The organism is Bifidobacterium catenulatum DSM 16992 = JCM 1194 = LMG 11043 (genome assembly GCF_001025195.1).
GTDB lineage: Bacteria > Actinomycetota > Actinomycetes > Actinomycetales > Bifidobacteriaceae > Bifidobacterium > Bifidobacterium catenulatum.
In genome coordinates this window covers 1,977,460-2,002,210 of record NZ_AP012325.1, presented here as the reverse complement: position 1 = coordinate 2,002,210, position 24,751 = coordinate 1,977,460, and the positions used below count along the sequence as shown (strand labels likewise).

The 24,751-nt window shown below is 56.5% G+C and carries 16 protein-coding genes and 3 rRNA genes; 11 read left to right on the top strand and 8 right to left on the bottom strand.

Features of this window, described 5'->3' with window-relative positions:
- The first annotated feature begins 476 nt into the window (after positions 1–476).
- Positions 477–3,473, top strand: coding sequence for a cation-translocating P-type ATPase (locus BBCT_RS08325; RefSeq protein WP_003835838.1), 2,997 nt, complete (start codon positions 477–479; stop codon positions 3,471–3,473).
- Between the two features lie 158 nt (positions 3,474–3,631).
- Here the strand turns inward: BBCT_RS08325 and BBCT_RS08320 are convergent, their stop codons facing one another.
- Positions 3,632–4,093, bottom strand: coding sequence for a helix-turn-helix transcriptional regulator (locus BBCT_RS08320; protein ID WP_033513029.1), 462 nt, complete (start codon positions 4,091–4,093; stop codon positions 3,632–3,634).
- A gap of 222 nt (positions 4,094–4,315) precedes the next feature.
- Between BBCT_RS08320 and BBCT_RS09035 the strand changes: the two genes are divergently transcribed.
- From BBCT_RS09035 to rrf, 4 genes are all read left to right on the top strand, one after another.
- The gene (locus BBCT_RS09035; RefSeq protein ID WP_082125120.1) at positions 4,316–4,612 is read left to right on the top strand and encodes a hypothetical protein; all 297 of its coding nucleotides are present in this window, start codon (positions 4,316–4,318) and stop codon (positions 4,610–4,612) included.
- Positions 4,613–4,712: 100 nt separating this feature from the next.
- Positions 4,713–6,240, top strand: a 16S ribosomal RNA gene (locus tag BBCT_RS08315).
- A 453-nt stretch (positions 6,241–6,693) separates the two neighbouring features.
- A 23S ribosomal RNA gene (locus tag BBCT_RS08310) occupies positions 6,694–9,767 on the top strand.
- 222 nt (positions 9,768–9,989) lie between these two features.
- A 5S ribosomal RNA gene (rrf, locus tag BBCT_RS08305) occupies positions 9,990–10,106 on the top strand.
- Together the 16S, 23S and 5S rRNA genes form the textbook arrangement of a ribosomal RNA operon.
- A 302-nt stretch (positions 10,107–10,408) precedes the next feature.
- Here the strand turns inward: rrf and BBCT_RS08685 are convergent.
- From BBCT_RS08685 to BBCT_RS08285, 5 genes are all read right to left on the bottom strand, one after another.
- Positions 10,409–11,284: an aminotransferase class III-fold pyridoxal phosphate-dependent enzyme gene (locus BBCT_RS08685; RefSeq protein ID WP_003835358.1), complete on the bottom strand. Its 876-nt coding sequence runs from the start codon at positions 11,282–11,284 to the stop codon at positions 10,409–10,411.
- A 189-nt stretch (positions 11,285–11,473) separates the two neighbouring features.
- A complete protein-coding gene (locus BBCT_RS09235; RefSeq protein WP_003835359.1) occupies positions 11,474–11,596 on the bottom strand; it encodes an IS3 family transposase in 123 nt (40 codons plus the stop codon).
- 255 nt (positions 11,597–11,851) lie between these two features.
- A complete protein-coding gene (gene dcd / locus BBCT_RS08295; protein WP_003835360.1) occupies positions 11,852–12,433 on the bottom strand; it encodes a dCTP deaminase in 582 nt (193 codons plus the stop codon).
- A 232-nt stretch (positions 12,434–12,665) separates the two neighbouring features.
- The gene (locus BBCT_RS08290) at positions 12,666–13,469 is read right to left on the bottom strand and encodes an alpha/beta hydrolase (RefSeq protein WP_003835361.1); all 804 of its coding nucleotides are present in this window, start codon (positions 13,467–13,469) and stop codon (positions 12,666–12,668) included.
- 469 nt (positions 13,470–13,938) lie between these two features.
- Positions 13,939–16,011, bottom strand: coding sequence for a cation:proton antiporter (locus tag BBCT_RS08285; protein ID WP_033513434.1), 2,073 nt, complete (start codon positions 16,009–16,011; stop codon positions 13,939–13,941).
- Positions 16,012–16,118: 107 nt separating this feature from the next.
- Between BBCT_RS08285 and BBCT_RS08280 the strand changes: the two genes are divergently transcribed.
- Both BBCT_RS08280 and BBCT_RS08275 read left to right on the top strand, forming a co-directional pair.
- Positions 16,119–16,568, top strand: a complete 450-nt coding sequence (locus tag BBCT_RS08280; protein WP_003835363.1) for a nucleoside deaminase — start codon at positions 16,119–16,121, stop codon at positions 16,566–16,568.
- Between the two features lie 129 nt (positions 16,569–16,697).
- Positions 16,698–19,010 (top strand): alpha-galactosidase, encoded by a 2,313-nt coding sequence (locus tag BBCT_RS08275; RefSeq protein WP_003835365.1) that lies wholly within the window; start codon positions 16,698–16,700, stop codon positions 19,008–19,010.
- Between the two features lie 75 nt (positions 19,011–19,085).
- On the opposite strand, the gene BBCT_RS08270 is transcribed toward BBCT_RS08275, so the two are convergent.
- Positions 19,086–20,288 (bottom strand): ROK family protein, encoded by a 1,203-nt coding sequence (locus tag BBCT_RS08270; RefSeq protein ID WP_033513429.1) that lies wholly within the window; start codon positions 20,286–20,288, stop codon positions 19,086–19,088.
- A gap of 207 nt (positions 20,289–20,495) precedes the next feature.
- On the opposite strand from BBCT_RS08270, the gene BBCT_RS08265 reads away from it, so the two are divergent.
- From BBCT_RS08265 to BBCT_RS08255, 3 genes are read left to right on the top strand one after another with little or no spacing between them, the layout of a single operon-like run.
- Positions 20,496–21,788, top strand: coding sequence for an ABC transporter substrate-binding protein (locus tag BBCT_RS08265; protein ID WP_003835367.1), 1,293 nt, complete (start codon positions 20,496–20,498; stop codon positions 21,786–21,788).
- A gap of 14 nt (positions 21,789–21,802) precedes the next feature.
- Complete coding sequence (locus BBCT_RS08260) at positions 21,803–22,738, top strand: carbohydrate ABC transporter permease (RefSeq protein ID WP_003835368.1); 936 nt, start codon at positions 21,803–21,805, stop codon at positions 22,736–22,738.
- Between the two features lie 38 nt (positions 22,739–22,776).
- The gene (locus BBCT_RS08255) at positions 22,777–23,652 is read left to right on the top strand and encodes a carbohydrate ABC transporter permease (RefSeq protein WP_003835369.1); all 876 of its coding nucleotides are present in this window, start codon (positions 22,777–22,779) and stop codon (positions 23,650–23,652) included.
- A 441-nt stretch (positions 23,653–24,093) separates the two neighbouring features.
- Here BBCT_RS08255 and BBCT_RS09030 read toward each other — a convergent pair whose 3' ends face one another.
- On the bottom strand, positions 24,094–24,315 hold the full coding sequence (locus BBCT_RS09030) for a LacI family DNA-binding transcriptional regulator (RefSeq protein WP_035136283.1): 222 nt from the start codon (positions 24,313–24,315) through the stop codon (positions 24,094–24,096).
- Positions 24,316–24,553: 238 nt separating this feature from the next.
- On the opposite strand from BBCT_RS09030, the gene BBCT_RS09230 reads away from it, so the two are divergent.
- On the top strand, positions 24,554–24,733 hold the full coding sequence (locus BBCT_RS09230) for a hypothetical protein (RefSeq protein ID WP_147522595.1): 180 nt from the start codon (positions 24,554–24,556) through the stop codon (positions 24,731–24,733).
- The last annotated feature ends 18 nt before the right edge of the window (positions 24,734–24,751 follow it).

Below are 24,751 nucleotides of genomic sequence, written 5' to 3'. Positions count from 1 at the left end.
TAGGCAATCTGTCTAATTTAAGCCATCAACAAAATCCTCCTCATCGTCCATTTTGATGGATGGGTCGCATGATTTGGCTGTCTTGCCACGCGATTTGAACAAATTGCCACACGATTTTGATCTGGTGACCTCACGATTTTTCCGACAAAGATGGTAGCGACGTTGCGACCCATGTTGTCTTGTGATGGAACAATCGATTGGGTATGTGATTGAAGTGAGATTGCGAATTATGTTTCACGACACGTTTCACGAATTTGCGAATTTTTGACAAAAGACGGTGTGTGGCAGTCTTGCAAAATGGGCATGGTGTGCAATAATGACAGGAATGCACCGATGGCACACGCCCGGTGTCCACAACCGCGCAGCATTGCCCAGTTCAGCGAGTGGTTGCGAAAATCGCAATTTTCCGCGGTTTTCGTGCTATCGCAACGGCAGGGGAGAGCTGACTACTCCGCGGCGCTCCCAAGGAGATCATCATGGTTGATCGCAAGGAAGATCAATCCACCCAATTCCGCGAGACCAGTTCGGGAAATTTCGAACAAGCGAAGAATATCGCAACGCAAACGCAAGTCGATCCGTCGCTCGCCGATGCACAAACCGTCGCGCAATCGCTTGGCGTCGATTTGAATACCGGCCTGAGCCAAGCGGAAGCCAAGCGGCGACTCGACAAGTACGGACCGAACGAACTCGCATCCGCACCACCGGTGCCAAAATGGAAGAAATTCCTCGAACAATTCAAAGATCCCCTCGTCTACCTGCTGTTGGCTGCAACCGGCATTTCGTTCGTCGCATGGTTCATAGAACGGGCCAACGCCGTACCAGGTGCGGAAGGTGGCGAAGCATTGCCGTTCGACGCCATCGTCATCGTGCTGATTCTCATCGTCAACGCGGTGCTCGGCTACATTCAGGAATCGAAGGCGGAAGCGGCCGTCGAAGCGCTCTCCAGCATGACCGCGCCGCAGACCAACGTGCTGCGTGACGGTCAAATCGAACGCATCAACACGGTTGACGTGGTGCCCGGCGACATCATCGTGCTCGGTGAAGGCGACTCCGTCTCCGCGGACGGACGCCTCTTTACGGCCGCCAGCCTGCGCATCGCGGAAGCCAGCCTCACCGGCGAAAGCGTGCCCGTCGGCAAAAAGACCGACACCCTCGCACAGGCGAAAGCCCTCGGCGACCGCGCCAACATGGTGTTCAACGGCACGTCCGTAACGCAAGGCACCGGCCGCGCCATCGTAACCAGCACCGGTATGGGCACGCAGGTCGGCAAAATCGCGGACCTGCTGCAAGCCACGGAAGACGACGAAACCCCGCTGCAAAAGGAAATGAACTACGTTTCCAAAATCCTCGGCATTGCGGTATGCATCATTGCGGTCGTGGTGCTGGTCGCGCTCGCGCTTACCGAAGGATTCCAAGACGTTCACGATGTAATCGATTCGCTACTGTTGGCCGTTTCTCTGGCTGTCGCGGCCGTGCCGGAAGGTTTGGCTGCGATTCTTACGGTAGTGCTCGCGCTCGGCGTGCAGCGCATGGCCATGCACAATGCGATCGTCAAGAAACTGCATTCGGTGGAAACGCTCGGTTCCGCTTCGGTGATCTGCTCCGACAAAACCGGTACGCTCACCCGCAATGAGATGACCGTGGAGCGTGTGGTCACACCGAGCGGTGAAGTGCAGCTCACGGGCACCGGCTATGCGCCGGAAGGCCGCATGGTGGTTGATTCGCAGACCATGGAACATGCGCAAATACGCGAGATTATCGAATCGGAAGCCGTCGCAACCCTTGCCGTGGGTGCGCTGGCAAACGACGGCGAACTGCGCGAAGTCGCCGCTTCTGCCGGCAATACGGAAAACGTAACGTGGGAAGCGGTCGGCGACCCGACCGAAGTCTCACTCATTGTCGCAGCACGAAAAGTGAAGGCGAATCGCAAGTATGCCAACTATGAGCGCGTCGGCGAAATCCCCTTCACTTCTGAACGTAAGCGCATGTCCATCGTGGCGCGAGACAACACCGATGCCGGCCGCTTGACCGTCTTCTCCAAGGGTGCCCCCGATGTGCTTCTTGGATATTGCAGCAGAATTGCGGTCGGCGGTGCCGTTCGTCCACTTACGGAAGGTGATCGTCAGCAGATTCTTGCGACTGTCGAACAGCTTTCTTCCGACGCGTACCGCACGTTGGGTCAGGCCTACCGTCCGCTCGGTACCGCTTCGCTTGCACAAGTGCCAGGAGTCATGCTGAACTCCGCGGGTCATGTTGCCGATATTGCGGAACAAAGCGATGTGCTTGAGAATGATTTGATTTGGGTCGGTATGGTCGGCATCATCGATCCGCCGCGTACGGAAGTGCGTGATTCCGTGGCAGAAGCGCATCGCGCCGGCATCCGTACGGTAATGATTACCGGCGACCACCCGCTGACCGCAGCTCGCATCGCCACCGATTTGGGCATTATCGACAAGGGTGGCAAGGCCATGACCGGCAGTCAGCTTGACGAACTGCCCGACGAAGCGGCCTTCGACAAGGTGACCAGTGAAGTGTCCGTCTATGCGCGAGTCGCGCCGGAACACAAGCTGAAAATCGTCGAATCGTTGCAGAGGCAAGGGAATATCGTGGCCATGACCGGCGACGGCGTGAACGACGCTCCTGCCGTCAAAACCGCCGATATCGGCGTCGCCATGGGCATTACCGGCACTGAAGTAACCAAACAAAGCGCGAAAATGATTCTCGCCGACGACAACTTCAGCACCATCGTCGCAGCCGTGCGCGAAGGACGAGGCATTTTCGACAACATCCGCAAGTTCCTGCGCTACCTGCTGAGCTCCAATGTGGGCGAAGTGTTCACCGTGTTCGGCGGCGTGATGCTCGCCGGATTCCTCGGCATCACCCAGCCCGGCAGCCAAGGCGTGATTGTGCCGCTGCTCGCCACGCAGCTGCTGTGGATCAACCTGCTCACCGATGCTGCGCCCGCGCTCGCTATGGGTGTCGACCCGTCTACCGATGACGTGATGGCACGCAAACCTCGCAAACTCACCGATCGTGTGATTGACGCCGAAATGTGGGGCGACATCATTTTCATTGGTGTGATTATGGCGGCCGTCACCCTGATCGGCATGGACATGCATTTGGCCGGAGGCCTGTTCACCGACCGCTCCGTCGATGCGATCGGCCACGACGCGCAAATGACTGAAGCGCGCACCATGGGCTTCACGATTCTCGTATTCGCCCAAATGCTGAACGCGATTGCCTCGCGCTCGCACTTGCAGTCGGCGTTCGTCGGACTGTTCTCCAACAAGTGGCTATGGGGCGCGCTCGCACTGAGCACGGTGCTGCAGTTGGCGGTGATCTACATTCCGTTCCTCAACATCGCTTTCGGCACGGTACCGCTCAGCGCCGGCGCATGGGTCGAATGCTTGGGCCTTGCCATGATCGTGCTCATCGCCTCCGAACTGCGCAAATGCGTCCTCCGCGCCAGATAACGTCCGAAAGTGCGCAAGATTTCGGACGTTATCGTTTGTGAAGTCAATGATTGAAGGGCTTCTCTCTTGCCTAATCCTTTTGGTGAGATGGGAGGTGCGTGGGATGCATTCGTTTGTCGAAGTATGGCGTCCGATGAAATTTAAGTGTTGTATCTAAATCAGATACAACACTTAAATTCATATCGGCGATACGCTTCTTTTAGGAAATCTGTTGGATCGCATTGAAGCGCTTCCGACAGACGCCTGGCTGTATCCAGCCGCATGCCTGAGGTTGAGCGATAGCCTGTCTCAAACCAAGAGATGTTCGGCTGGGGAATCCCTGTCATCTCTGACAACTCGCTTTGCGTATAGCCGCGAGTCCGACGAATGTCTCTTAGACCGGATTCAGCGCAGTGGATTCCGCCTCTCCAACCTTCGTCGGGATGGAGCTCCAACACGTTGCAGTGCAATGCTTTGGCAATTTGGCAAGCGGTGTCCAAATGCATATTGCGTACGGTTTCCGGATTGTTTTCGAACATGGCGAGACGATCATGATCCACGCCGGAGAGCCCGGCCAGTTGTTCCAGAGACATTCCTTCTTCGAGTCTCAGGTCCTGTAGCCTCATAAGCTGCGCCTCCATGCCGTTCCCTCCCTTCACGGTATTCACTACGGAATATTCGATCCGTCTTCTATTTCGAGTTAAAAGCCTGTTCATGAAAGGGACCATCCCGTCTTGGCAGGGCATATTTTGCTCCGCTGCGCCCCACAGGATAACAGAATCCCCTTAGCGTATCGTTCCGTCAATTCCTGATAAGGCGACTCATACGACGAACATGTTTTCCGGAAGGATAGGCTGGTTTCTGTGGAAAAGGAGAAAAACGATTCAGGAGGACGGAATTTCGACACGCCGGTGGATGCGTTGTTTTGCAATGGTTCGCGGGTCGTCCGTGAGGGTTCGGGTTGCGTGGATCGGCAAGTTCGTGTAAGTTTACTTCTCGCTGCTCAGCACGGCGGCCTCGCTCCTGGAGATTGGGGCGGCTTGCTGGTGTGGTGGTGGTTTGAGAACTCAAGAGCGTATTTGTACTACTTCTTTATAGTCAATGATTGCCAGTCCATCGTCCGCTTCTCCCGTGTGGGGGAGTGGCCGGGAGGCCTTTGAAGGACGGTGGGGTTTTCGTGCGATGCGCCTTTCCTTATAAGGCGATCGTCAATTTTCTTATTTTTTGAGAGTCACATGTTGGTTCTCTTCATGAAATTTTTTTGTGGAGGGTTCGATTCTGGCTCAGGATGAACGCTGGCGGCGTGCTTAACACATGCAAGTCGAACGGGATCCAGGCAGCTTGCTGCCTGGTGAGAGTGGCGAACGGGTGAGTAATGCGTGACCGACCTGCCCCATACACCGGAATAGCTCCTGGAAACGGGTGGTAATGCCGGATGCTCCGACTCCTCGCATGGGGTGTCGGGAAAGATTTCATCGGTATGGGATGGGGTCGCGTCCTATCAGGTAGTCGGCGGGGTAACGGCCCACCGAGCCTACGACGGGTAGCCGGCCTGAGAGGGCGACCGGCCACATTGGGACTGAGATACGGCCCAGACTCCTACGGGAGGCAGCAGTGGGGAATATTGCACAATGGGCGCAAGCCTGATGCAGCGACGCCGCGTGCGGGATGACGGCCTTCGGGTTGTAAACCGCTTTTGATCGGGAGCAAGCCTTCGGGTGAGTGTACCTTTCGAATAAGCACCGGCTAACTACGTGCCAGCAGCCGCGGTAATACGTAGGGTGCAAGCGTTATCCGGAATTATTGGGCGTAAAGGGCTCGTAGGCGGTTCGTCGCGTCCGGTGTGAAAGTCCATCGCTTAACGGTGGATCTGCGCCGGGTACGGGCGGGCTGGAGTGCGGTAGGGGAGACTGGAATTCCCGGTGTAACGGTGGAATGTGTAGATATCGGGAAGAACACCAATGGCGAAGGCAGGTCTCTGGGCCGTTACTGACGCTGAGGAGCGAAAGCGTGGGGAGCGAACAGGATTAGATACCCTGGTAGTCCACGCCGTAAACGGTGGATGCTGGATGTGGGGCCCGTTCCACGGGTTCCGTGTCGGAGCTAACGCGTTAAGCATCCCGCCTGGGGAGTACGGCCGCAAGGCTAAAACTCAAAGAAATTGACGGGGGCCCGCACAAGCGGCGGAGCATGCGGATTAATTCGATGCAACGCGAAGAACCTTACCTGGGCTTGACATGTTCCCGACAGCCGTAGAGATACGGTCTCCCTTCGGGGCGGGTTCACAGGTGGTGCATGGTCGTCGTCAGCTCGTGTCGTGAGATGTTGGGTTAAGTCCCGCAACGAGCGCAACCCTCGCCCTGTGTTGCCAGCACGTCATGGTGGGAACTCACGGGGGACCGCCGGGGTCAACTCGGAGGAAGGTGGGGATGACGTCAGATCATCATGCCCCTTACGTCCAGGGCTTCACGCATGCTACAATGGCCGGTACAACGGGATGCGACATGGCGACATGGAGCGGATCCCTGAAAACCGGTCTCAGTTCGGATTGGAGTCTGCAACCCGACTCCATGAAGGCGGAGTCGCTAGTAATCGCGGATCAGCAACGCCGCGGTGAATGCGTTCCCGGGCCTTGTACACACCGCCCGTCAAGTCATGAAAGTGGGTAGCACCCGAAGCCGGTGGCCTAACCCCTTGTGGGATGGAGCCGTCTAAGGTGAGACTCGTGATTGGGACTAAGTCGTAACAAGGTAGCCGTACCGGAAGGTGCGGCTGGATCACCTCCTTTCTACGGAGTTTTCAGGACGCCGGTCTGGCGTCCGTCGTGTGGCCCACATGCCGGGAACGGTTCCCGGAGTGGTGTGGGCGTGCTGGTGTGGAAGAGATCGTTGGCTTCGCGGGTTCTTTTGGGGGCCTGCGGGCAGTGGTATGGGTATGCTTTTGGGTTCCCGGACCGCCACCCGCGACTTGGTCGCGTGCGGTTTTCCGGATGTCCCCTTGGGGCGGTCGGCCGGCCGGTGTGCCGTGTCCGGATCGTTTCTTGGGTGCGTGGTGGTTTGAGAACTGGATAGTGGACGCGAGCAATGCGATGATTTTGATGTCATCGTTTGCTTTATCGCGATTTCGCCAGGCTCTATTTTTTGGAGTCTGGTTTCGAGATCGATCGTTTTGTGATCATTTTTTACAGTGTGATGATTTGTCGTCTGGCGTAGAAAAGCTATCATTAGGTTTTTTCGGGGCGTGTGCCGCCCTGAAGGGCGTATGGTGGATGCCTTGGCAGACAGTACCGATGAAGGACGTTTGAGGATGCGATAAGCCTCGGGGAGCCTCCAACATGGCTTCGATCCGAGGATTTCCGAATGGGGCAACCCGCCGGCCGTCATGGGCCGGCACGGAACCTTGTTGTTCCGGGGGTACGCAGGGAAGTGAAACATCTCAGTACCTGCAGGAAGGGATACTCCGTGAGTAGTGGCGAGCGAAAGCGGATCAGACCAAACCATGGGCGCGTGATACCCGTCGGGGGTTGCGTCCGTGGTGTTGCGGGAGCGTGTGTCCCGGTTCCGACGGACCGGGCGGGAGTCATAAAACGGCTTGCCAGGGGAACAGGCTTGAAGGCCTGGCCGCAGAGGGTGCCAGCCCCGTACCTGGAAGCTTGCCGTCTTCCGATCATGTGTCCCAAGTAGCGCGGGCCTCGTGGAATCCCGTGTGAATCGGCCCCGACCGTGGGGTAAGTCTAAGCATACCTGTCTGACCGATAGCGTACCAGTACCGTGAGGGAAAGGTGAAAAGCACCCCGGGAGGGGAGTGAAAGAGTTCCTGAAACCGTGCGCCTACAATCCGTCGGAGCCTCCTCAAGTGGGGTGACGGCGTGCCTATCGAAAAATGAGTCTGCGAGTCAGTGGTGCGTGGCGAGGCTAACCCGTCGTGGGGGAGCCGTAGCGAAGGCGAGTCTCAAAAGGCGTTTTGAGTCGCGTGCCCTGGACCCGAAGCGGGATGATCTAGCCCTGGGCAGGTTGAAGCGCGGGTAAGACCGCGTGGAGGACCGAACCCACCTGGGTTGAAAACCGGGGGGATGACCTGGGGCTAGGGGTGAAAGGCCAATCAAATTCCGTGATAGCTGGTTCTCTCCGAAATGCATTTAGGTGCAGCGTCGGTTGATTGCATCGCGGGGGTAGAGCTACTGGATGCTTGCGGGCCCGTATGGGGTACCAACAGCAGCCAAACTCCGAATACCGTTGATGTGTATTCCGGCAGTGAGTCGGCGGGGGATAAGCTCCGTCGTCGAGAGGGAGACAGCCCAGATCGTCGTCTAAGGTCCCGAAGCGTGTGCTAAGTGGGAAAGGATGTGGAGTCGCATAGACAGCCAGGAGGTTGGCTCAGAAGCAGCCATCCTTGAAAGAGTGCGTAACAGCTCACTGGTCTAGTGGTTCCGCGCCGACAATGTAGCGGGGCTCAAGCACACCACCGAAGACGCGGCAACAGTTTTTTGCTGTTGGGTAGGAGAGCGTCCCCCGAGGGGCGAAGCGGCCGCGCAAGCGCGCCGTGGACTTCGGGGGAGTGAGAATGCAGACATGAGTAGCGAGAGACGGGTGAGGATCCCGTCCGCTGGATGACCAAGGGTTCCGGGGCCACGTTCGTCGTCCCCGGGTGAGTCGGGTCCTAAGGCGAGGCCGACAGGCGTAGTCGAATGGATGAACGGGTGGATATTCCCGTACCGGCAGCGAACCGCAAGAGCCGAACGGATGAGTACTAACCTCCGGTCGCGTGGCGTCGTTCCCTTCGGGGTTCGGGGCGCGCGATTGTTGGGAATGTAGTCCTGGTAGGTTAGCGCACAGGGGTGACACGGAATGGGAGCCGGCCGCGGAGGTGGTTTTCCGTGGTCAAGCACGCAGCCCGTCCCATAGGCAAATCCGTGGGACATGCAGGGTGAGGTGCGATGATGGGCGCCTTTCAGGCGCGATATCCGGTGGTCCAGGCCGTCGAGAAAAGCCTCGGCGCGAGGGGCGTTGCCGCCCGTACCCCAAACCGACACTGGTGGTCAGGTAGAGAATACCAAGGCGATCGAGCGAATCCTGGTCAAGGAACTCGGCAAATCACTCCCGTGCCTTCGGTATAAGGGAGACCCCTGATGGTGATGGAACTTGCTTCCGGAGCTTTCGGGGGTGGCACAGACCAGGGGGTAGCGACTGTTTACCAAAAACACAGGTGCATGCGAAGGCGCAAGCCGCTGTATATGCACTGACGCCTGCCCGGTGCCGGAAGGTTAAGAGGATCCGTCAGCCCTCGGGTGAAGCGGTGAATTCAAGCCCCGGTAAACGGCGGTGGTAACTATAACCATCCTAAGGTAGCGAAATTCCTTGTCGGGTAAGTTCCGACCTGCACGAATGGCGTAACGACTTCCCCACTGTCTCGACCAGGAGCTCGGCGAAATTGCAGTACGAGTAAAGATGCTCGTTAAGCGCAGAAGGACGAAAAGACCCCGGGACCTTTACTATACCTTGGTATTGGCGTTAGGCGCGGATTGTGTAGCATAGGCGGGAGGCTTCGAAGCGCGGGCGCCAGCCCGTGTGGAGCCGCAAGGTGAAATACCGCTCTGTTCTCGTTTGACGTCTCACCTCGAACAGTCATCCTGTTCAGGGACAGTGCCTGGCGGGTAGTTTAACTGGGGCGGTTGCCTCCCAAAGAGTAACGGAGGCGCTCAAAGGTCCGCTCAGCCCGGTTGGCAATCGGGTTTCGAGTGTAATCGCACAAGCGGGCTTGACTGCGAGAACGACGGTTCGGGCAGGGACGAAAGTCGGAGATAGTGATCCGGTGCCGGCGCACGGGCGCGGCATCGCTCAACGGATAAAAGGTACCCCGGGGATAACAGGCTGATCATTCCCAAGAGTCCATATCGACGGGATGGTTTGGCACCTCGATGTCGGCTCGTCGCATCCTGGGGCTGGAGCAGGTCCCAAGGGTTCGGCTGTTCGCCGATTAAAGCGGCACGCGAGCTGGGTTCAGAACGTCGTGAGACAGTTTGGTCTCTATCCTCTGCGCTCGTTGGAATCCTGAGGAGGCCTGCCCATAGTACGAGAGGACCTGGGTGGACGGACCTCTGGTATGCCGGTTGTCGCGCCAGCGGCATGGCCGGTTGGCTACGTTCGGGAGGGATAACCGCTGAAAGCATCTAAGCGGGAAGCCTGCTCCAAGATTAGGATTCCTTGGCACTTCGGTGTCTGTAGCCCGCATGTTGAACACGTGTTCGATAGGCCGGAGGTGGAAGTCCCGCGAGGGATGGAGCCGACCGGTACTAACGGGCGAACGCGGCACACTCTTTCCGATCCCCTGGTTGGGGATTGGGTCTCGTCCTGTGGTGGTTTTCTCGTTGGATGGCAAGGAACGCTGTTTCTTGTGGTCACGACGACGATACTGGTAAGGCGTTTGATTTGCTTGCGTCCGTTGTCCGGTTCCCGGACCGCCACGACCGGAATCGGTCGTGTGGCTGGTTCCGTTGCCGGCCGATCCCGGTTGGGGGTTGGCCGTTTAGAGTGGTTTTGCGGTGGTCATGGCCCAGGTGAGACGCCCGGTCCCTTTCCGAACCCGGAAGCTAAGGCCTGGCACGGCGATGGTACTGCACTCGAGAGGGTGTGGGAGAGTAGCACGCCGCCGCATTCACATGTTGGGGGTTCCCGTCGAGCGTAACGCTCCGGGAACCCCCTTTTTTTGTTTTTCTTCCGGATTTTTCCGGGCCTTCACGGACCTCCCGGCAACGCCTTTCAGGCTCGTCGAAGGTGTTTTTCCGTGGCTTGCGTCCCTCTCGTTCCTCCGGACCTCCCGGCCGGGCATCCATGACTTCCCGAAGGGTTCTTCTCCTATCCGGGGCTTACCGGCGGACGCGGGTCGCGGGAGACCCGTTTTTCTCTCATGACCGTTCGGATTGGATGGTTGGATGCGGCTCGAAGTTGGATGCCTCGTTATTTTCGAATGTTGTCCAAGACCTCCAGCACTCTATCGCGATACTCCTTTTTGCCGATGTAGCGTGCGGGATGCAATATCCTGACCACTTCATACCCTTCCGACCTCATGCGTCTCAGTTTTTTCTCGGCGGCGTATCCGAGAGCCACCAACACAGGCTTGCCACCGAGTAGCTCGAGCTCCTCCCTCAATCCCTTGAGGTTCTCATCAACGCGTTTCGGGTCTTTTCTGAGTGTCTTTTCCACTTCACCGGAATTGGTTTCCTGGTAATCCTTGATCGCGTCGGTTATGTAGCTTCCCCAATACCGTGTGCCCTGCAGCGCGTACCGCAGTTTGAAATCGTTCCTTCCCGCATGGAAATTGAACCACGGATCGCCCGGTTCGTCCGGCTTCTTCTCCGTGTTGCCATGGTAGGCCTCGTTTGTAATGATGATGCCACGACCGCCGGTATAGTTTCGTGCGATGCGGATGGCCAGATCATTCGCTTCCGAACCGGTGCACTGATAGGTGATACGATCGATCTCCCTCGGCATCTTCGCGATAAGTGCTTCGGAATAGTCGAGAATGGTCTCATGAAGGTAACGGGTGTGCGTGTTCAGCGTGGCGGCCTGTTTGGTGATTGCTTCAACTACATGCGGATGGCAATGACCGACTGAAACCACATTGTTATAGGCATCGAGATAGTCGTTGCCCTTTTCATCGAAAACGTGGCTACCTTTGCCACGAACGATTTCAACCGGGTCCTTATAGAACAGACGATAGCCCTTGCCAAGGATGCGGCGGCGACGAACCAATTCGCGTTTGTTCTCATCCAGTCCGTCAAGATTGGAATCATCGAATCTGTTCATGTCGAGAATCGTTGTCTTCTCAGCCATGATTCCTTCTTTCGCTCCATATTTTCATGTGATGCGTTTAGGAATAAGTTCGAATTGTTTCTTACTGATGACGGAAAAATTGCCTTAAAGCATTTCAAACCAAAAAACAGACCGAAAGAGCTGCGGACGTTTTCTTGGAGATAATCACGCAGCCATTCCCTGGCTTTGACGGTATTGTACCGGACTCATTCAGCTGAGTGATTGCTTGATGCGCTCATGGTCGTGCCAGTGGATGTAGTCGTCGATCAGGACGAGCGCCTCATCGCGGGTACACTCCTTCCAATGCCCGAGATAGACGGATTCCGTCTTCATGCGTCCGCAGCCCCACTACCCTCCGTACCATGCACAAGCGCTAAAGGGCGTTACCAATAGCTGTTGCAGTATCTTTTAATATCATTCGATATTGCTGATATTGCAACAAGAAATCTCAATAGAGGATTGCAAAAAAGATTGGCTATCATGCGATATGTGATAGCCAATCTTTTTGTATTTTGGAAGATATCAATCGCCCTACATCGACAATGTATTGCCGACAATATATTGCGATAATCCAAGAATATTTGATGATTAGTCGGCGATGTCGGCTTTGTAGAAGTTCACGTAGGAACGGCTCGGCGTCGGACCGCGCTGACCCTGATAATGCGAGCCGGTGCCTTGCGAACCGTACGGATGTTCTGCGGGGGAGCTGAGCTGGAAAAAGCACATCTGACCGATCTTCATGCCCGGCCACAACTTCACCGGCAACGTCGACACATTCGACAATTCCAACGTGATATGACCCTCGAAACCAGGGTCGATGAAGCCTGCGGTGGAATGCGTGAGAATACCCAAGCGGCCCAGCGAGCTCTTGCCCTCCAGTCGGGCGGCAATTGTCGGATTAAGCTTCACATACTCCCACGTGGACCCCAACGCGAACTCACCCGGATGCAGAATCCACGGTTCGTCCGAAGCCACCTCGAACTGCTCGGTCAGCTCGCCCTGATTCTCAGCCGGATCGACATACGTGTACGCATGATTGTTGAACAGGCGGAAGAAACGGTCCAAACGCACGTCAATGGAAGCGGGCTGCACCATTTCCGGGGTCCACGGATCGAGTGAAATATGACCTTCGGCCTGCGCGGCGAGAATGTCGCGATCGGACAGCAGCATCGAAACTCCTTATTGCCAGGCACGCGAATGTGCCGGTATGGCGCTCGCCAACATTCGAACGTTCGCATGGTTGAGCGTGCGAATGCCGGCAATTGCGAAATGATTATTAGCTGGCTCTAGTCTAACGCGGTATCGCTATATCGTGGCTTATATCGGGCTGTAACGATTGCCGTGTGCTTGATGCGCAAAATCCGATGCATGGATTTTCTACGGGATTCTTCTGCAGGATTTCTTACAGGATTCCCGGCGCGATATCATGTGTTGCAAGCCAGTCGCGCAAATCGCTGAATTCGTTGAGACTAACTGCATGATCGAGCCCACGGTAGCTTTTCGACGTGAGGAACGTATGCTCGTCCAGCCAGGCGGCAGTCGCGAAAAGCTCCGGCATCGGAATCACGGTATCGTTCTTGCCATAACCGTAGAACACAGGAATATTCAACTCCGCGACATAACTGTCGGCAGGCGCGCTACCGGCGACGATTCCCGGAGCAAGGAAGCCGGAAAGTGAGATTGATGCGGCGTACCGTTCCGGATGGACGCGCAGCAATTGAATCGCCAGCAAACCACCCTGCGAAAAACCGATCGGCACCACAGCGCGATCTTCGGAAACATTGCGCGCGACCCAATCGTCAATGGCTTGGGCGGCAGCATAAGCGTCGCGATCCAAATCTTCGCCGGAAGGCACGCAATCATGGAACCACGAATACGCGCCTTGACCGAAACCGAATTCACCGGAACCAGCCTTCTGCAGCACGAGCGGCGCGCGCAACGACGCGAAATCGTTGTAGGGAGCTACGTAACGCATCATGTCGGCCAAATCAGCCTCATTGGAACCCCAGCCGTGCAGGCAGAGGAACAGCGGGCGTCGTGGAGCCGCATTGCCGCCCCCGCGCGAATACTGCACGTGCGTGACCTGCAGCGGCTCGCCGAACCGCCCCGGAACCACCTGCGATTCGTGCCCGATCAGACCGGTCGGGGTGTTTGGATTGCTGGAATCGTGGGAATCGCTGGTTTCGTGCTCGCGTATTTCACTCATGCCTCCAATATACCCGTTTCAACGGGGCAATCCTCCCAGTCACTGGAAGGATTGTGACGCTGAGCGGCTTGTAAGCGGGCAGATTCTCCCACTGACTGGAGGAATCCACCCGTTGAAGGCAAAAAGAAACCCCGGTGGAGAGAAGACCACCGGGGAGAGAAAGGAGAGAGAAGAAGAAAGGGTTCAATTGTCGGGAACTGCTGTGGGTTCCTGGTCGGCTCTTTTGCTGACATCTCCCATATAAGCAGACGATGCTGAGTACATGTCTGGCGTTTTCTGGGAAATATCTGAGAATTTCAATTCCCTCATGTTTTAGATTGTGGAATGGCCTCCAGTTTGCCACGTTATACGCGTGTTCCGTTTCCGCGCAGTTGTCTCATCCTCCACGTTCCCACAGTTCGTTCGCAAACAAACTCATGGCGGATCACCGGCTCACGCCAGCTTGCTAACCCAATCAGATCAGCGGATGCTAGATCTGCGCGTCGGCGTCCACGCTCATCACATACACGTTGCGTCGCAGCTGCTTGGATTGCGCACGCGTAATGTCGCCCGCCTCGTACATGTCTTGGATCACACCCAGCTCGATACCATAGCTTTCGCGCTTCACATCTTCCGCCTGCGCCTGCGCCTCCGCGCTCGTGCCCACATTCGGGCGCGACCTCAGCGTAGCCTCGCCGCGTCGGTAATCCAGCAGCAGTGCCGAACAATGTTCCGTATTGTATGTGTCGCGGCCCATCTCCTCATACAGGCGGTCGATTACATGTTCGATGGCATCCACCTGCACCACGCGGGTGTGCGCGAACAGCTCGTCGTCGCTGAACAGCGGGGTAGTGCGGCGAATGCGGCTGTTCACACGCTTCAACATGGTGCCCATACGCCTCTGTAACGCCCTGAAGCGGCCTTTGGCTCGCCAGATGGTGCGTCCGGAATTATGTTCCGTTTCAATATGGCGCAGTGAGCTCATGATCTGGTCGAGCAGGCGCTCGCATGCTTCGATTTCCAGATCGTGCGCTGCCTTGTCGTCGTTCGGCGTCGCTTTGACTTTCGCCAGTCGCGTCTTGACGTATTCCTTCTCCCAATTGAGCGCGTCGATCTGCAATTGCATATACCCTTGCGGATCGATTTCTCCGATGCGCTGCTTCAGCCGTGTAATACGTTTCGTATACGAGTCGATGATCATCAGCACCGCACGACGATTGTCGGGTGTGACTCGTCCCGTCAGTTCCTCCACGGTCCGTCGCAGCACTTCGATGGTGATTTCAGTCATTTCCACGGAAGCGTCTTTATTGCGATTCGGCGCCAGCAGAGGCAGCAGGAAGTTGGCGAGCAGCAAGGTTACGACGATCACGCCACCTGCGATGAAGATCAGTTCGTCACGCATGGGGAACCACGCGCCTCCCGTAATGGTGTACGGGATCGTGAACATCAACGACAGGGTGATGGTGCCTTTCGGCCCGCCGAACGTCATGACCGCGGCCGAACGCCAACGTTGCGCCGTCATCTTGCGTCGCTTACCGGTGACGGTATCTCGTGCGAGACGCAGCATCAACGAAATCCACAGAAATCGCATGACGATCACCACTGCGGAAACCGTAAGAATCGCAACCAGCAGCCGCCAATTGCTGACCTGAGGATCATCCCAGCTTGCGCTCATCGCATTCGGCAGTAGCATGCCAAGCAGAATGAACACCGTGCCGTTGAGCGTAAACGAGAATACCCCCCATACGCTTGACGAAACAATGTTGGTGCGAGCAACATTCGGGCCGATGCCGGTTCGGTCGAAACGGATGATCAAACCGGCCGTCACTACCGAAAGAATGCCGGAAACATGCACCGCTTCCGCACCCAAATACAGAATGAACGGCAGGAACAATTCCATCAAAATACGGCTTGTGGTCGTCTCCCAACCGAAAGATCGCAACGATTCAAATAACAGGTCGGCGATCATGCCTACTGCCAAGCCGAAAATAGCGCCGCCGAAGAACGAGAACACGAACTGTATGGCAGAATCGCCCACTTCGAATACGCCGCTGATGGCCGCTGCAATCGCAAACTGGAAGCCGACGATGCCGGACGCGTCGTTGAACAGGGATTCACCCTTGAGCACGCTGGTTTGCCGTTGCGTAAGAGCGGCTTCCTTGCCAAGCGAAGATACGGCGACCGCGTCGGTCGGTCCAAGCGCGGCGCCGAGTGCCAAAGCCGCGGCAAGGGGAATTGCGGGCCATGCGGCATGCAGTGCGAAACCAACGGCAACCATCGTGGCGATCGCTAATCCAATCGCCAATGAAAGCGACAATTTAACGGATTTCAACAGCTCATTTTTGTCGATCTCATGCGCTTCCAAATACAGCAGTGGCGCAATGAACAGCACCATAAACAGTTCCGGGTCGAGCGTGACGTTCGGGAAAAACGGCAATTGCGATGCCAACGCACCCAACGCGATCTGTACAAGAGGCGTGGAAACCTTGGGAATGAAACGGCTGATAAAGGAAGACAGCACAACCGCGGCGATAATACATACAATCAATTCGAATACCGCCAACGTGCCTCCTTTGCGCGCATTTTCCAAACTCTTCCAGCCTACCAAGAGGTATTTATGGGTGTGTTTCGCCTTTTGCTTCACGTGAATGGAACCGTATAGTGGCGGATATGCAGTGGAGTGACGACATGGGACTTGCGATTGAGTTGGCTCGCGAGGCTGCCGCGGAGGGTGAGGTGCCGGTCGGTGCCGTCGTGCTTGACGCTGGGGGAGCGGTGATTGGTCGGGGGCGTAATCTGCGTGAGGCGCATGCCGATCCGTTGGCGCACGCCGAGGTCAAGGCCATGACGCAGGCCGCTCGGTCGCTTGGTACGTGGAATCTTGCCGATTGCACGTTGATTGTTACCTTGGAGCCGTGCCCGATGTGCGCCGGCGCGTGTCTGCAAACGCATGTCGGACGAATCGTGTTCGGCGCGTGGGATGCCAAGTTGGGTGCATGCGGTTCGATTTGGGACATTCCGCGTGACCCTCACGTCGGCCACGTTCCGGAAGTCGTCGGTGGTGTGTGCGAAATGGAATGCGCACGATTAATGACTGATTTTTTTGCTGGAAAACGGTAACTCGATTTTGCAGTCGCAAGAAATACTTTCCGAAAGAAAGAAACACGCTCGACGACGTCAACAAATAAAGCTTGACATATCATCGAAGGTGACAATACAAGGCAATCGCAATATGTAAAGGATGCTGCAATGACGCTCATTCAGACCTTCCATGGCAACGCTACCAACGGTACCGAACTCACTGCGGTCTACGCCGAACAGCCAGCCGCGAACGTGGCGTTCGCACTCGTATTCCCCGGCAATGATCTGCCGCGACTTGTGCACTGGGGCCGTCCGCTCGCAGTCCCGGCAACCGTGATCGACATGTTCGACGCGCAAATGCCACAGCGCGTTTCCGGCGCGCTCGACTACACCCCATGGCCGAGCGTACTGCCCACGCAATCCGAATCCTGGATTGGCGCAACCCGCTTCGACGTGCGCCGCGACGGCGTGGAACTGTTCTGCAAGTTCGCAGTCAGCAACATCACCGCCGAAACCGTGGCAGCTGGCAAAACCTACGTCATGGGTGAAAAAGACGGATACCCGAGCTGGAGCGTGGCCGACGAACCCAAGCAGACCCCAACCGTTACCGTCACCGCAGAAGACGTGGAACAGCATGTGAAACTCATCTGGACCTGCGAACTCGACGAAACCGGCCTCATCCGTCAGAACGCCGAAGTCGTGAACACTGGCGAAGGCCAGCTCGAAGTCGGCAAGATCGAACTCGCATTCACCGTGCCGGCCGACGCCAACGAAATCCTCACCACCACCGGCCACCATCTGCGCGAACGCTCCCCACAGCGTCAAGACTTCACCCTCGGCCGCTTCGCCAAAGCATCCATGGCCGGACGCCCAGACTTCGATGCCACCCTGCTGCTCAGCGTCGGCGAAAAAGGCTTCGGCTTCACGCACGGCAACGTCTACTCCGCACACGTGGCCTGGAGCGGCAACAGCGTGCTTTCCGCGGAACGCCTGCCCTATACCAGCGGCGTGATTGGCGGCGGCGAAGTGCTGTTCGGCGGTGAAATCAGTCTCGCCAACGGAGAGTCCTACACCACCCCATGGCTCATCGGCTCCTATGGCGAAGGCCTCAACGAAGTCGCAGCCCGCTTCCACGGCTACATTCGCCGCGTGCACCGCGACTGGCTCGCTGAACACAACATCGCACCCAAGCCACGCCCGGTCATTCTCAACACGTGGGAAGCCGTCTACTTCAACCATGATTACGACACCCTCACCGCACTCGCCGACAAGGCCGTGGAAAGTGGCGTGGAACGTTTCGTGGTGGATGACGGCTGGTTCGGCTCCCGCCGCGACGACACCTCCGGCCTTGGTGACTGGCAGATCTCGCAAGACGTGTGGCCCGACGGCGACAAGTCACTCAAGGCACTCGCCGATTATGTGCATGGCAAGGGACTCGAATTCGGCCTGTGGTTCGAGCCGGAAATGGTCAACCCGGATTCCGACCTGTTCCGCACGCATCCCGACTGGGTGTTGAAGCCCACTGAAGGCCGTCTGCCAATGCAGGGACGTACCCAGCAGGTTGTGGACCTGACCAATCCGGACGCCTACGACTACATTTACGACGCAATGGACAAGCTCGTTGGTGAACTCGGCATCGACTACATCAAGTGGGATCACAACAAGCTCGTCACCGAAGCCGTCTCCCCGCGCACCGGACGCCCGGCAGTGCACCAGCAGACGCTCGCCGTATATCGCATTTTCGCCGATCTGAAGGCCGCACATCCGGGACTTGAAATCGAAAGCTGCTCTTCCGGCGGCGGCCGCGTGGACCTCGGCATTCTCGAAGTAGCCGACCGCATTTGGGGATCCGACTGCGTTGATCCGGTGGAACGCGCCGACATCCAGCGCTATACATCGCTGCTCGTGCCTCCGGAAATGATCGGCGAACACGTGGGCGCATCACCGGCGCACTCCACGCATCGCGCAACCACGCAGGAACTGCGCATGGCCATGGCCTTCTTCGGGCATATGGGCATCGAATGGAACCTGCTCAAGGAACCGCAGGAAGACATCGACGCGCTCGCCGAATGGGTCGCCGAATTCAAGAAGCATCGCGAATGGTTCGCAGTCGACACAGTCGTGCATTCCGACGCCGCCGATCCGGCAGTGCGCTTGGACGGTGTGGTCATGCCCAACAAGGCAGCCGCCATCTACCGTTTCACCCAGCTCACCACCTCGCAGACCTACCCGGCCGCGCCGGTACGCCTGCCCGGCCTCGACCCCGACAAGGTGTATGAGGTGTCTCCGCTCGACGTGAGCCTCGACCTCGCCAAGCAAGACATCGCCAACGGACAGAGCCCGCTCGGCTGGTGGAAGACCGAAGGTGTGAAGATGACCGGACGTGCGCTCGCCACGTACGGCATCCGCCCGCCGGCACTGCATCCGGCGCAAGCAGTCCTTTTCAAGGCTGTGCTTGCGCCCGTCGAGAGCGCTGAATAAGCCGTAATCGCATAACAAAAATCCTCCCTGAACAAAAGGGAGGATTTTTGCATTAAAAAACAATCAAGTAATCAATCAGCCAACATATTGCCGAATCGCCTGCGCTGCGGCAGCCTTGGCCCACAATGCCCAATCATGGTCGGGAATTTCAAAATCCACTGGCGCGGCCTGGCTATGCCGATACATGTTGATGCCGTTGCGCAAGTCGTCAATGCCGAATTTCGCGATGAACGACGATTCTCCGGCGATCATGATTTTGTCTGGCATGGCAAGATTGGCGATGGTCGCCACCATGGTGCCGAGACGGAAGCAGGTGCGGTTCACCAGATTCGTCGCCTGCGGTTTGTTCGCGCGTGCGTCACGTGCGAAATCGTCGAATGATGCGGGATGGCCGATAATCTGCGAATATTCCGCCGCGATCGAGTTGTCGGACAGGCATTGCGCGCATCCCTTGTGTCCGGAAACACAACGCGGTCCATCCGGATCGACCAGAATATGCCCAACCAAACCGTAACTTTTATCCGGACAGCTCACCAGCTCGCCGTTGACCGTCAACGAATAGCCGACGCCTGCGCCGAACGTCAGCACCGCGAAGCTATCCAATCCAACACCGGACCCAAACAGGCAGGCATCAACGACCAACGAATCGATATCATTGTAAATGCCTGTCGGCAATCCGGTAGCCTCGCGAACCATAGCGGAAAGCTCCACGGGCTGCGACCAGTGCATGAACGGTGCGAACGTCACTACGGCATTGTCGACGACATACCCGCCCAGCGAGATTCCCACGGCGCACGGTTTCGGCCATCCTGCCATCTCCGCCTCGTCGGAACAGTCGATCGTCAGTTGTTTGATCAGCGTGACCACGGTTTGCGGCGACGTGTCTTCGATTTCCAAATCGTGGCATCCGGTGATAATCTGCCCGATTGCGTTGACCGCAACCGCCGAAATATGCGTCGCATTGATTTTCATGCCGACGAAAGATCGCGCGTTCTTGATTATTCGCAATCCCATTTGCGGGCGGCCGCGACGTTCCGTATTTTCTTTCTGAACGAAACCTTTCGGCAGTTTACCGGCCTTGCCGGACGGCATCGGCGTCTCCTCGATCACACCAGCATAAATCAGATCGCTGGTAATACGGGAAACCGCGCCTTGCGAAAGTCCTAAAATCTGTGCCAAAGTAATACGCGAAATCGGACCGTATTTCATGACGCAAACCGCGACTTTATGGGTATATTCCGAGCCTTCAAACCACTGTGGCAGAGGTGAAACCGCCATCTGCACCATCCTTCGTGCTCCTGTTCGCGTACATCGTGCATCAAATTACTTTCTCAGAGTGACAAAATCTCGTCGTTTTTGTTTTCCGCCCCGTACAGGCGCGCTGAGCTGGGAATGAAAACTGCCTCCTTCTACAATTTCCAGTAACGGTGATGCGGTAAGGAAGCTGCTGCACCGTAGTGGAGAAAAGATACAAAGGAGTCGAGAATGAAACCTGATTCCACCACCAGTGTAGGTAAATTCAGGAGGATTGTATGCCGTACGCTCACAGCCGTATGCGCAGTCGCATTGACTGCCGGTCTTGCCGGTTGCGGCAACAGTACCGCTGGAACCGTCACTTTGGATTTCTTTCAGTATAAAGCCGAAGCGGCGGACTGGTTCACCGCAAAAGCAAAGGAATTCGAGAAAACCCATCCCAACATCAAAGTCAACGTCAACAATTCGTCCGACGCAACTACCGATCTGCGTACTCGACTGGTGAAAAATCGCGAACCCGATGTCATCACTATCAATGGCGATATTAATTTCGGTATGCTCGCCGAAGCAGGTGTCTTCCACGATTTTACCGACGACGACATCGTCGACGAACTCAATCCAGGCATGGTCAACATCGCCAAGAGCCTTGTACAAACCAACGACGAATCCAAGAAGCGCCTGTACGGCCTGCCGTATGCGGGTAACGCATCCGGCTACATCATCAACGCCGACGTGTGGGAGCAGGCGGGTGAGGATCCCGACAATCCGCCGCAGACATGGAGCGAATTTATCGACCTGCTGCAACGCTTCAAGAGCAAGGGTATTGTACCGCTCGAAGCGAGCACTGCCGATCCGTGGACACTTCAGGCGCCGCTGGCGTCACTCAACTCCACGCTGGTGCCGGAATCCGAATATCTTTCCCTCAAAGACGGATCGAAGAAATTCTCCGACCTGTGGGGCACTGTCAGCGATCAGTTGGTCGAGATCTACCAGAATTACACGCAGAAGAATCCGGCAGTCACTTACCAGCAGGCCACGCAGGATCTGGCCGCAGACAAAGCTGCGATTCTGCCACTCGGCACCTACGCGATTCCGCAGATCCGACTCATCAACAGCGATGCCAACCTGCGGTTCGCGCAAATGCCGGCAACTGATAATGCCGAAGAACAGCAGCTCACGGCAGGCGATGACGTGATTCTGACCATGGGTGCGCACACCAAGCATGAGAAGGAAGTGCGCGAATTCATCGACTTTCTGATGAACGACGAAAACATCAAGGACTACTCCAAGCAGCAGTCCGCATTTACCCCCTACAAAGACACGTATGTGGGTGACGAAGCGCTGAATGGCGTGCTCGACTTCTACCGGGCGGGCAAACTGGCCGACTTCTGCGACCATTACGTGCCAGCCAGCATCAATCTCGCAGGCTTCCTGCAGACGCTGATTCAGTCGGGCAACACCGAAAAATTCCTGAACAGCATGCAATCCGAATACGACAAGATCGAAGCCAGAAACTTCAGGTGAGAGGAGGAACGGACATGACTACCGCACATACTGCAAATACTGCGAAGAAATCGGCAAAAACTTCCAAGAATAAGGTTTCGAAATATTCCAAGCGCAAGGTTGATCCGGCATTTTATTGGATGACCATTCCGGCTGTGATTCTGGTGTCCATCTTCCTGTATTGGCCGTTCCTGCAGGGCGCGGCATACTCGTTCACTAATTCGCAGGGTTACGGTGATTTTAAATTCATCGGATTGAAGAATTATATTGCGATGTTCCAGGATTCTCGCGTCGGTCACGCGTACCTGTTTACTGTTTTCATCGCAATTTTGATTACGATTGGCACGAATTTCCTTGGCATGTTCCTTGCGGTGCTGCTGAATTCGAAAATCGCGTTCAAAAACGGATTCCGTGCGATCTTCTTCATTCCGTACACCTTGTCGGTGCTGGTGATCGGCTACGTGTTCAAGTACATTTTCATGACGCCGCTGCCGGCGATCGGTCAGGCGCTGCATATTGATTGGCTGTCGACGTCGATGATTTCCAATCCGGATTTGGCATGGTTCCCGATTGTGTTCCTGTCGATCTGGCAGGGCGTGGCCTACTCCACGCTGTTGTACTTGGCTGGCCTTCAGACCATCGACAACGAGATTTACGAGGCAGCCGCAATCGACGGCGTGAGCGCTTGGCAGAACTTCTGGCAGATCACCTTCCCGCTGATCGGCCCGTTCTTCACCATCAACATGGTGTTGAGCCTCAAGAATTCGCTCGGCGCGTTCGACCAGATCATGGCATTGACCAAGGGCGGCCCGGATTCCAAGACCGAAACCGTCTCGTACCTGATCTTCCAGAACGGCCTTGGTAATGGCGAATACTCCTACCAGATGGCGAACGCGGTCACGTTCTTCATCGTGCTGGCAATCCTGGCCTTTGTGCAGCTGAAGTTCTTCAGCGGCAAGGAAAAGGTCTGAGCAAGGGTCTGAAAGTCTGAAGGTAAAGAGGAAATATCATGACTAGCGCAACTGTTGCAAAGACTGGCGTTCAAGCGCAAGCAAGGCCGGAGAAAATCCGCCGGGATCACAAGGTCAACTGGTGGCTGACCGCGGTTGTGACCGTGTTGAGCCTCACCGTGCTCGTGCCGCTGTATTTCACCGTGGTCACCGCGCTGAAGACGCCGGGCGAGGCTGGCACGTTCAGCCTGCCAACCACGTGGGAATGGCATAATTTCGCCGATGCATGGAATAAGGTGAACTATCCGAAGGCCGCGCTTAATTCTGCGATCATCACTGTGTGCGCGGTGGTGTTGACGCTGCTGACGAACACGTTCGTCGCGTATGCTGTGGCAAGGAATATGGATAAGCGATTCTTCCGCTTCTTGTATTACTTCTTCCTTGCGATGATGTTCGTGCCGTTCACGGTGATCATGCTGCCGATCGCGAAGGAAATGGGTTCGCTGCATCTTGATAATCAGCTTGGTCTGATTATTCTGTATACGATTCTCGGTATTGGTACGAATCTGTTTATTGCGATTGGTTTTATTCGTTCGATTCCGATTTCGTTGGAAGAGGCGGCTCGCATCGACGGTGCTTCCACTTGGCGCATTTTCTGGACGATTATTTTCCCGCTGATGGGTCCGATTAATGCCACGATTGCGATTTTGACCGCACTGTGGGCTTGGAACGACTTCCTGCTGCCGTTGATCACGCTGACTGATCAGAGCAATCAGACGATTCCGCTCGCACAGTATGTGTTCCAAAGCCAGTTCACGTCGAACTATCCGATGGCCTTCGCGTCCTACCTGATGGCCATGGCTCCGGTCCTCATCGTTTACATCTTCGCTCAAAAGTGGGTCGTCGGTGGAGTGATGAGGGGAGCCGTTAAGTGAACAGCCCAGTGGTCTGTTCATAGGCTCCCCCTGAGCGAGCCGATAGGCGAGTGAAGGCAGGGACAATGCGGCCGTAGGCCGTCCGTTCAGGAAGTAACACTTCACAGCGCCGAGCGGGAATCCTCGTTTCCCCTTTTTCGAGGATTCCCGCTTTTTCGTATATATCAGCGGCTGCGCGTCGATTCTGCGTGCCTGACCTTTATACCTTTTATACCTTTGTCTTCTATCGCTCTGCCCCCGTATTCGAAAAAGTCGGTTTTCCATCATCGAATGAATCCCGGTGCATATATGGGGGCGCAATTTCCGTCGAATCGCATCGAAAGCGTACCCCCAAACCCGAAAAACTCGATTTTTTCGATACGAAACCGATTTATTCGCTTATTTACTCGATCGGCTGGAGTCCCGTCCGACGTCCCTTCCCGTCCGCCGGCCATCCAATCGCTATTCGTGAGCGATTGGCCGCGTCGTATCGCCGGGCGTCAGCACGGTCTGGATGATTGTGCGCGGCTCGTCCAGTGTTTTTTTGCGGCGAGATCCAATGTTTTTGCGTGCCGCGATTCGTCCGATTTCGCTCGCGGGCTGCGCCATGGTGGTCAGTTTGATGCTGGCGGCCACATCCGATCCGTCGTGCCCGGCCACGGACATGTCTTCCAGACCGCGCATCGTGCTGTACGGTTCCAGGAGCAGGACACGTATAATCCGTTCTGCGCGGTCGAGGTCTGTTTCGACGTCGACGTGCCGCACGACGGCTGCATTCTGTCTTTGTACCAGCACAAGGAATGGTGGATGCGTCCGATATGGGAGCGGACGTTCTCTGACATTCCCGAACGGACCCAGCTTCTGCTGTGGCGCTCCTCCGATACGCGGTACGCGATGCTGGCAGTGCGCGAGGGTAATATCCGTGCCGATTTGGGAGGCTTCCGACGGACGGTTGCGGTTGCGGGCGTCCACCAACGCGATGGGCTTCACCCGGCTGGATGGGATGCTGGGCGTTGCCGCCGTGTCCGATGATCCATATCGGGCCATCCATGAATGCGTGCGCGCTGCCGTCACACGGACGCATATCCGCATGCGTTCCTAACGCGCATTCCCGAAGGAA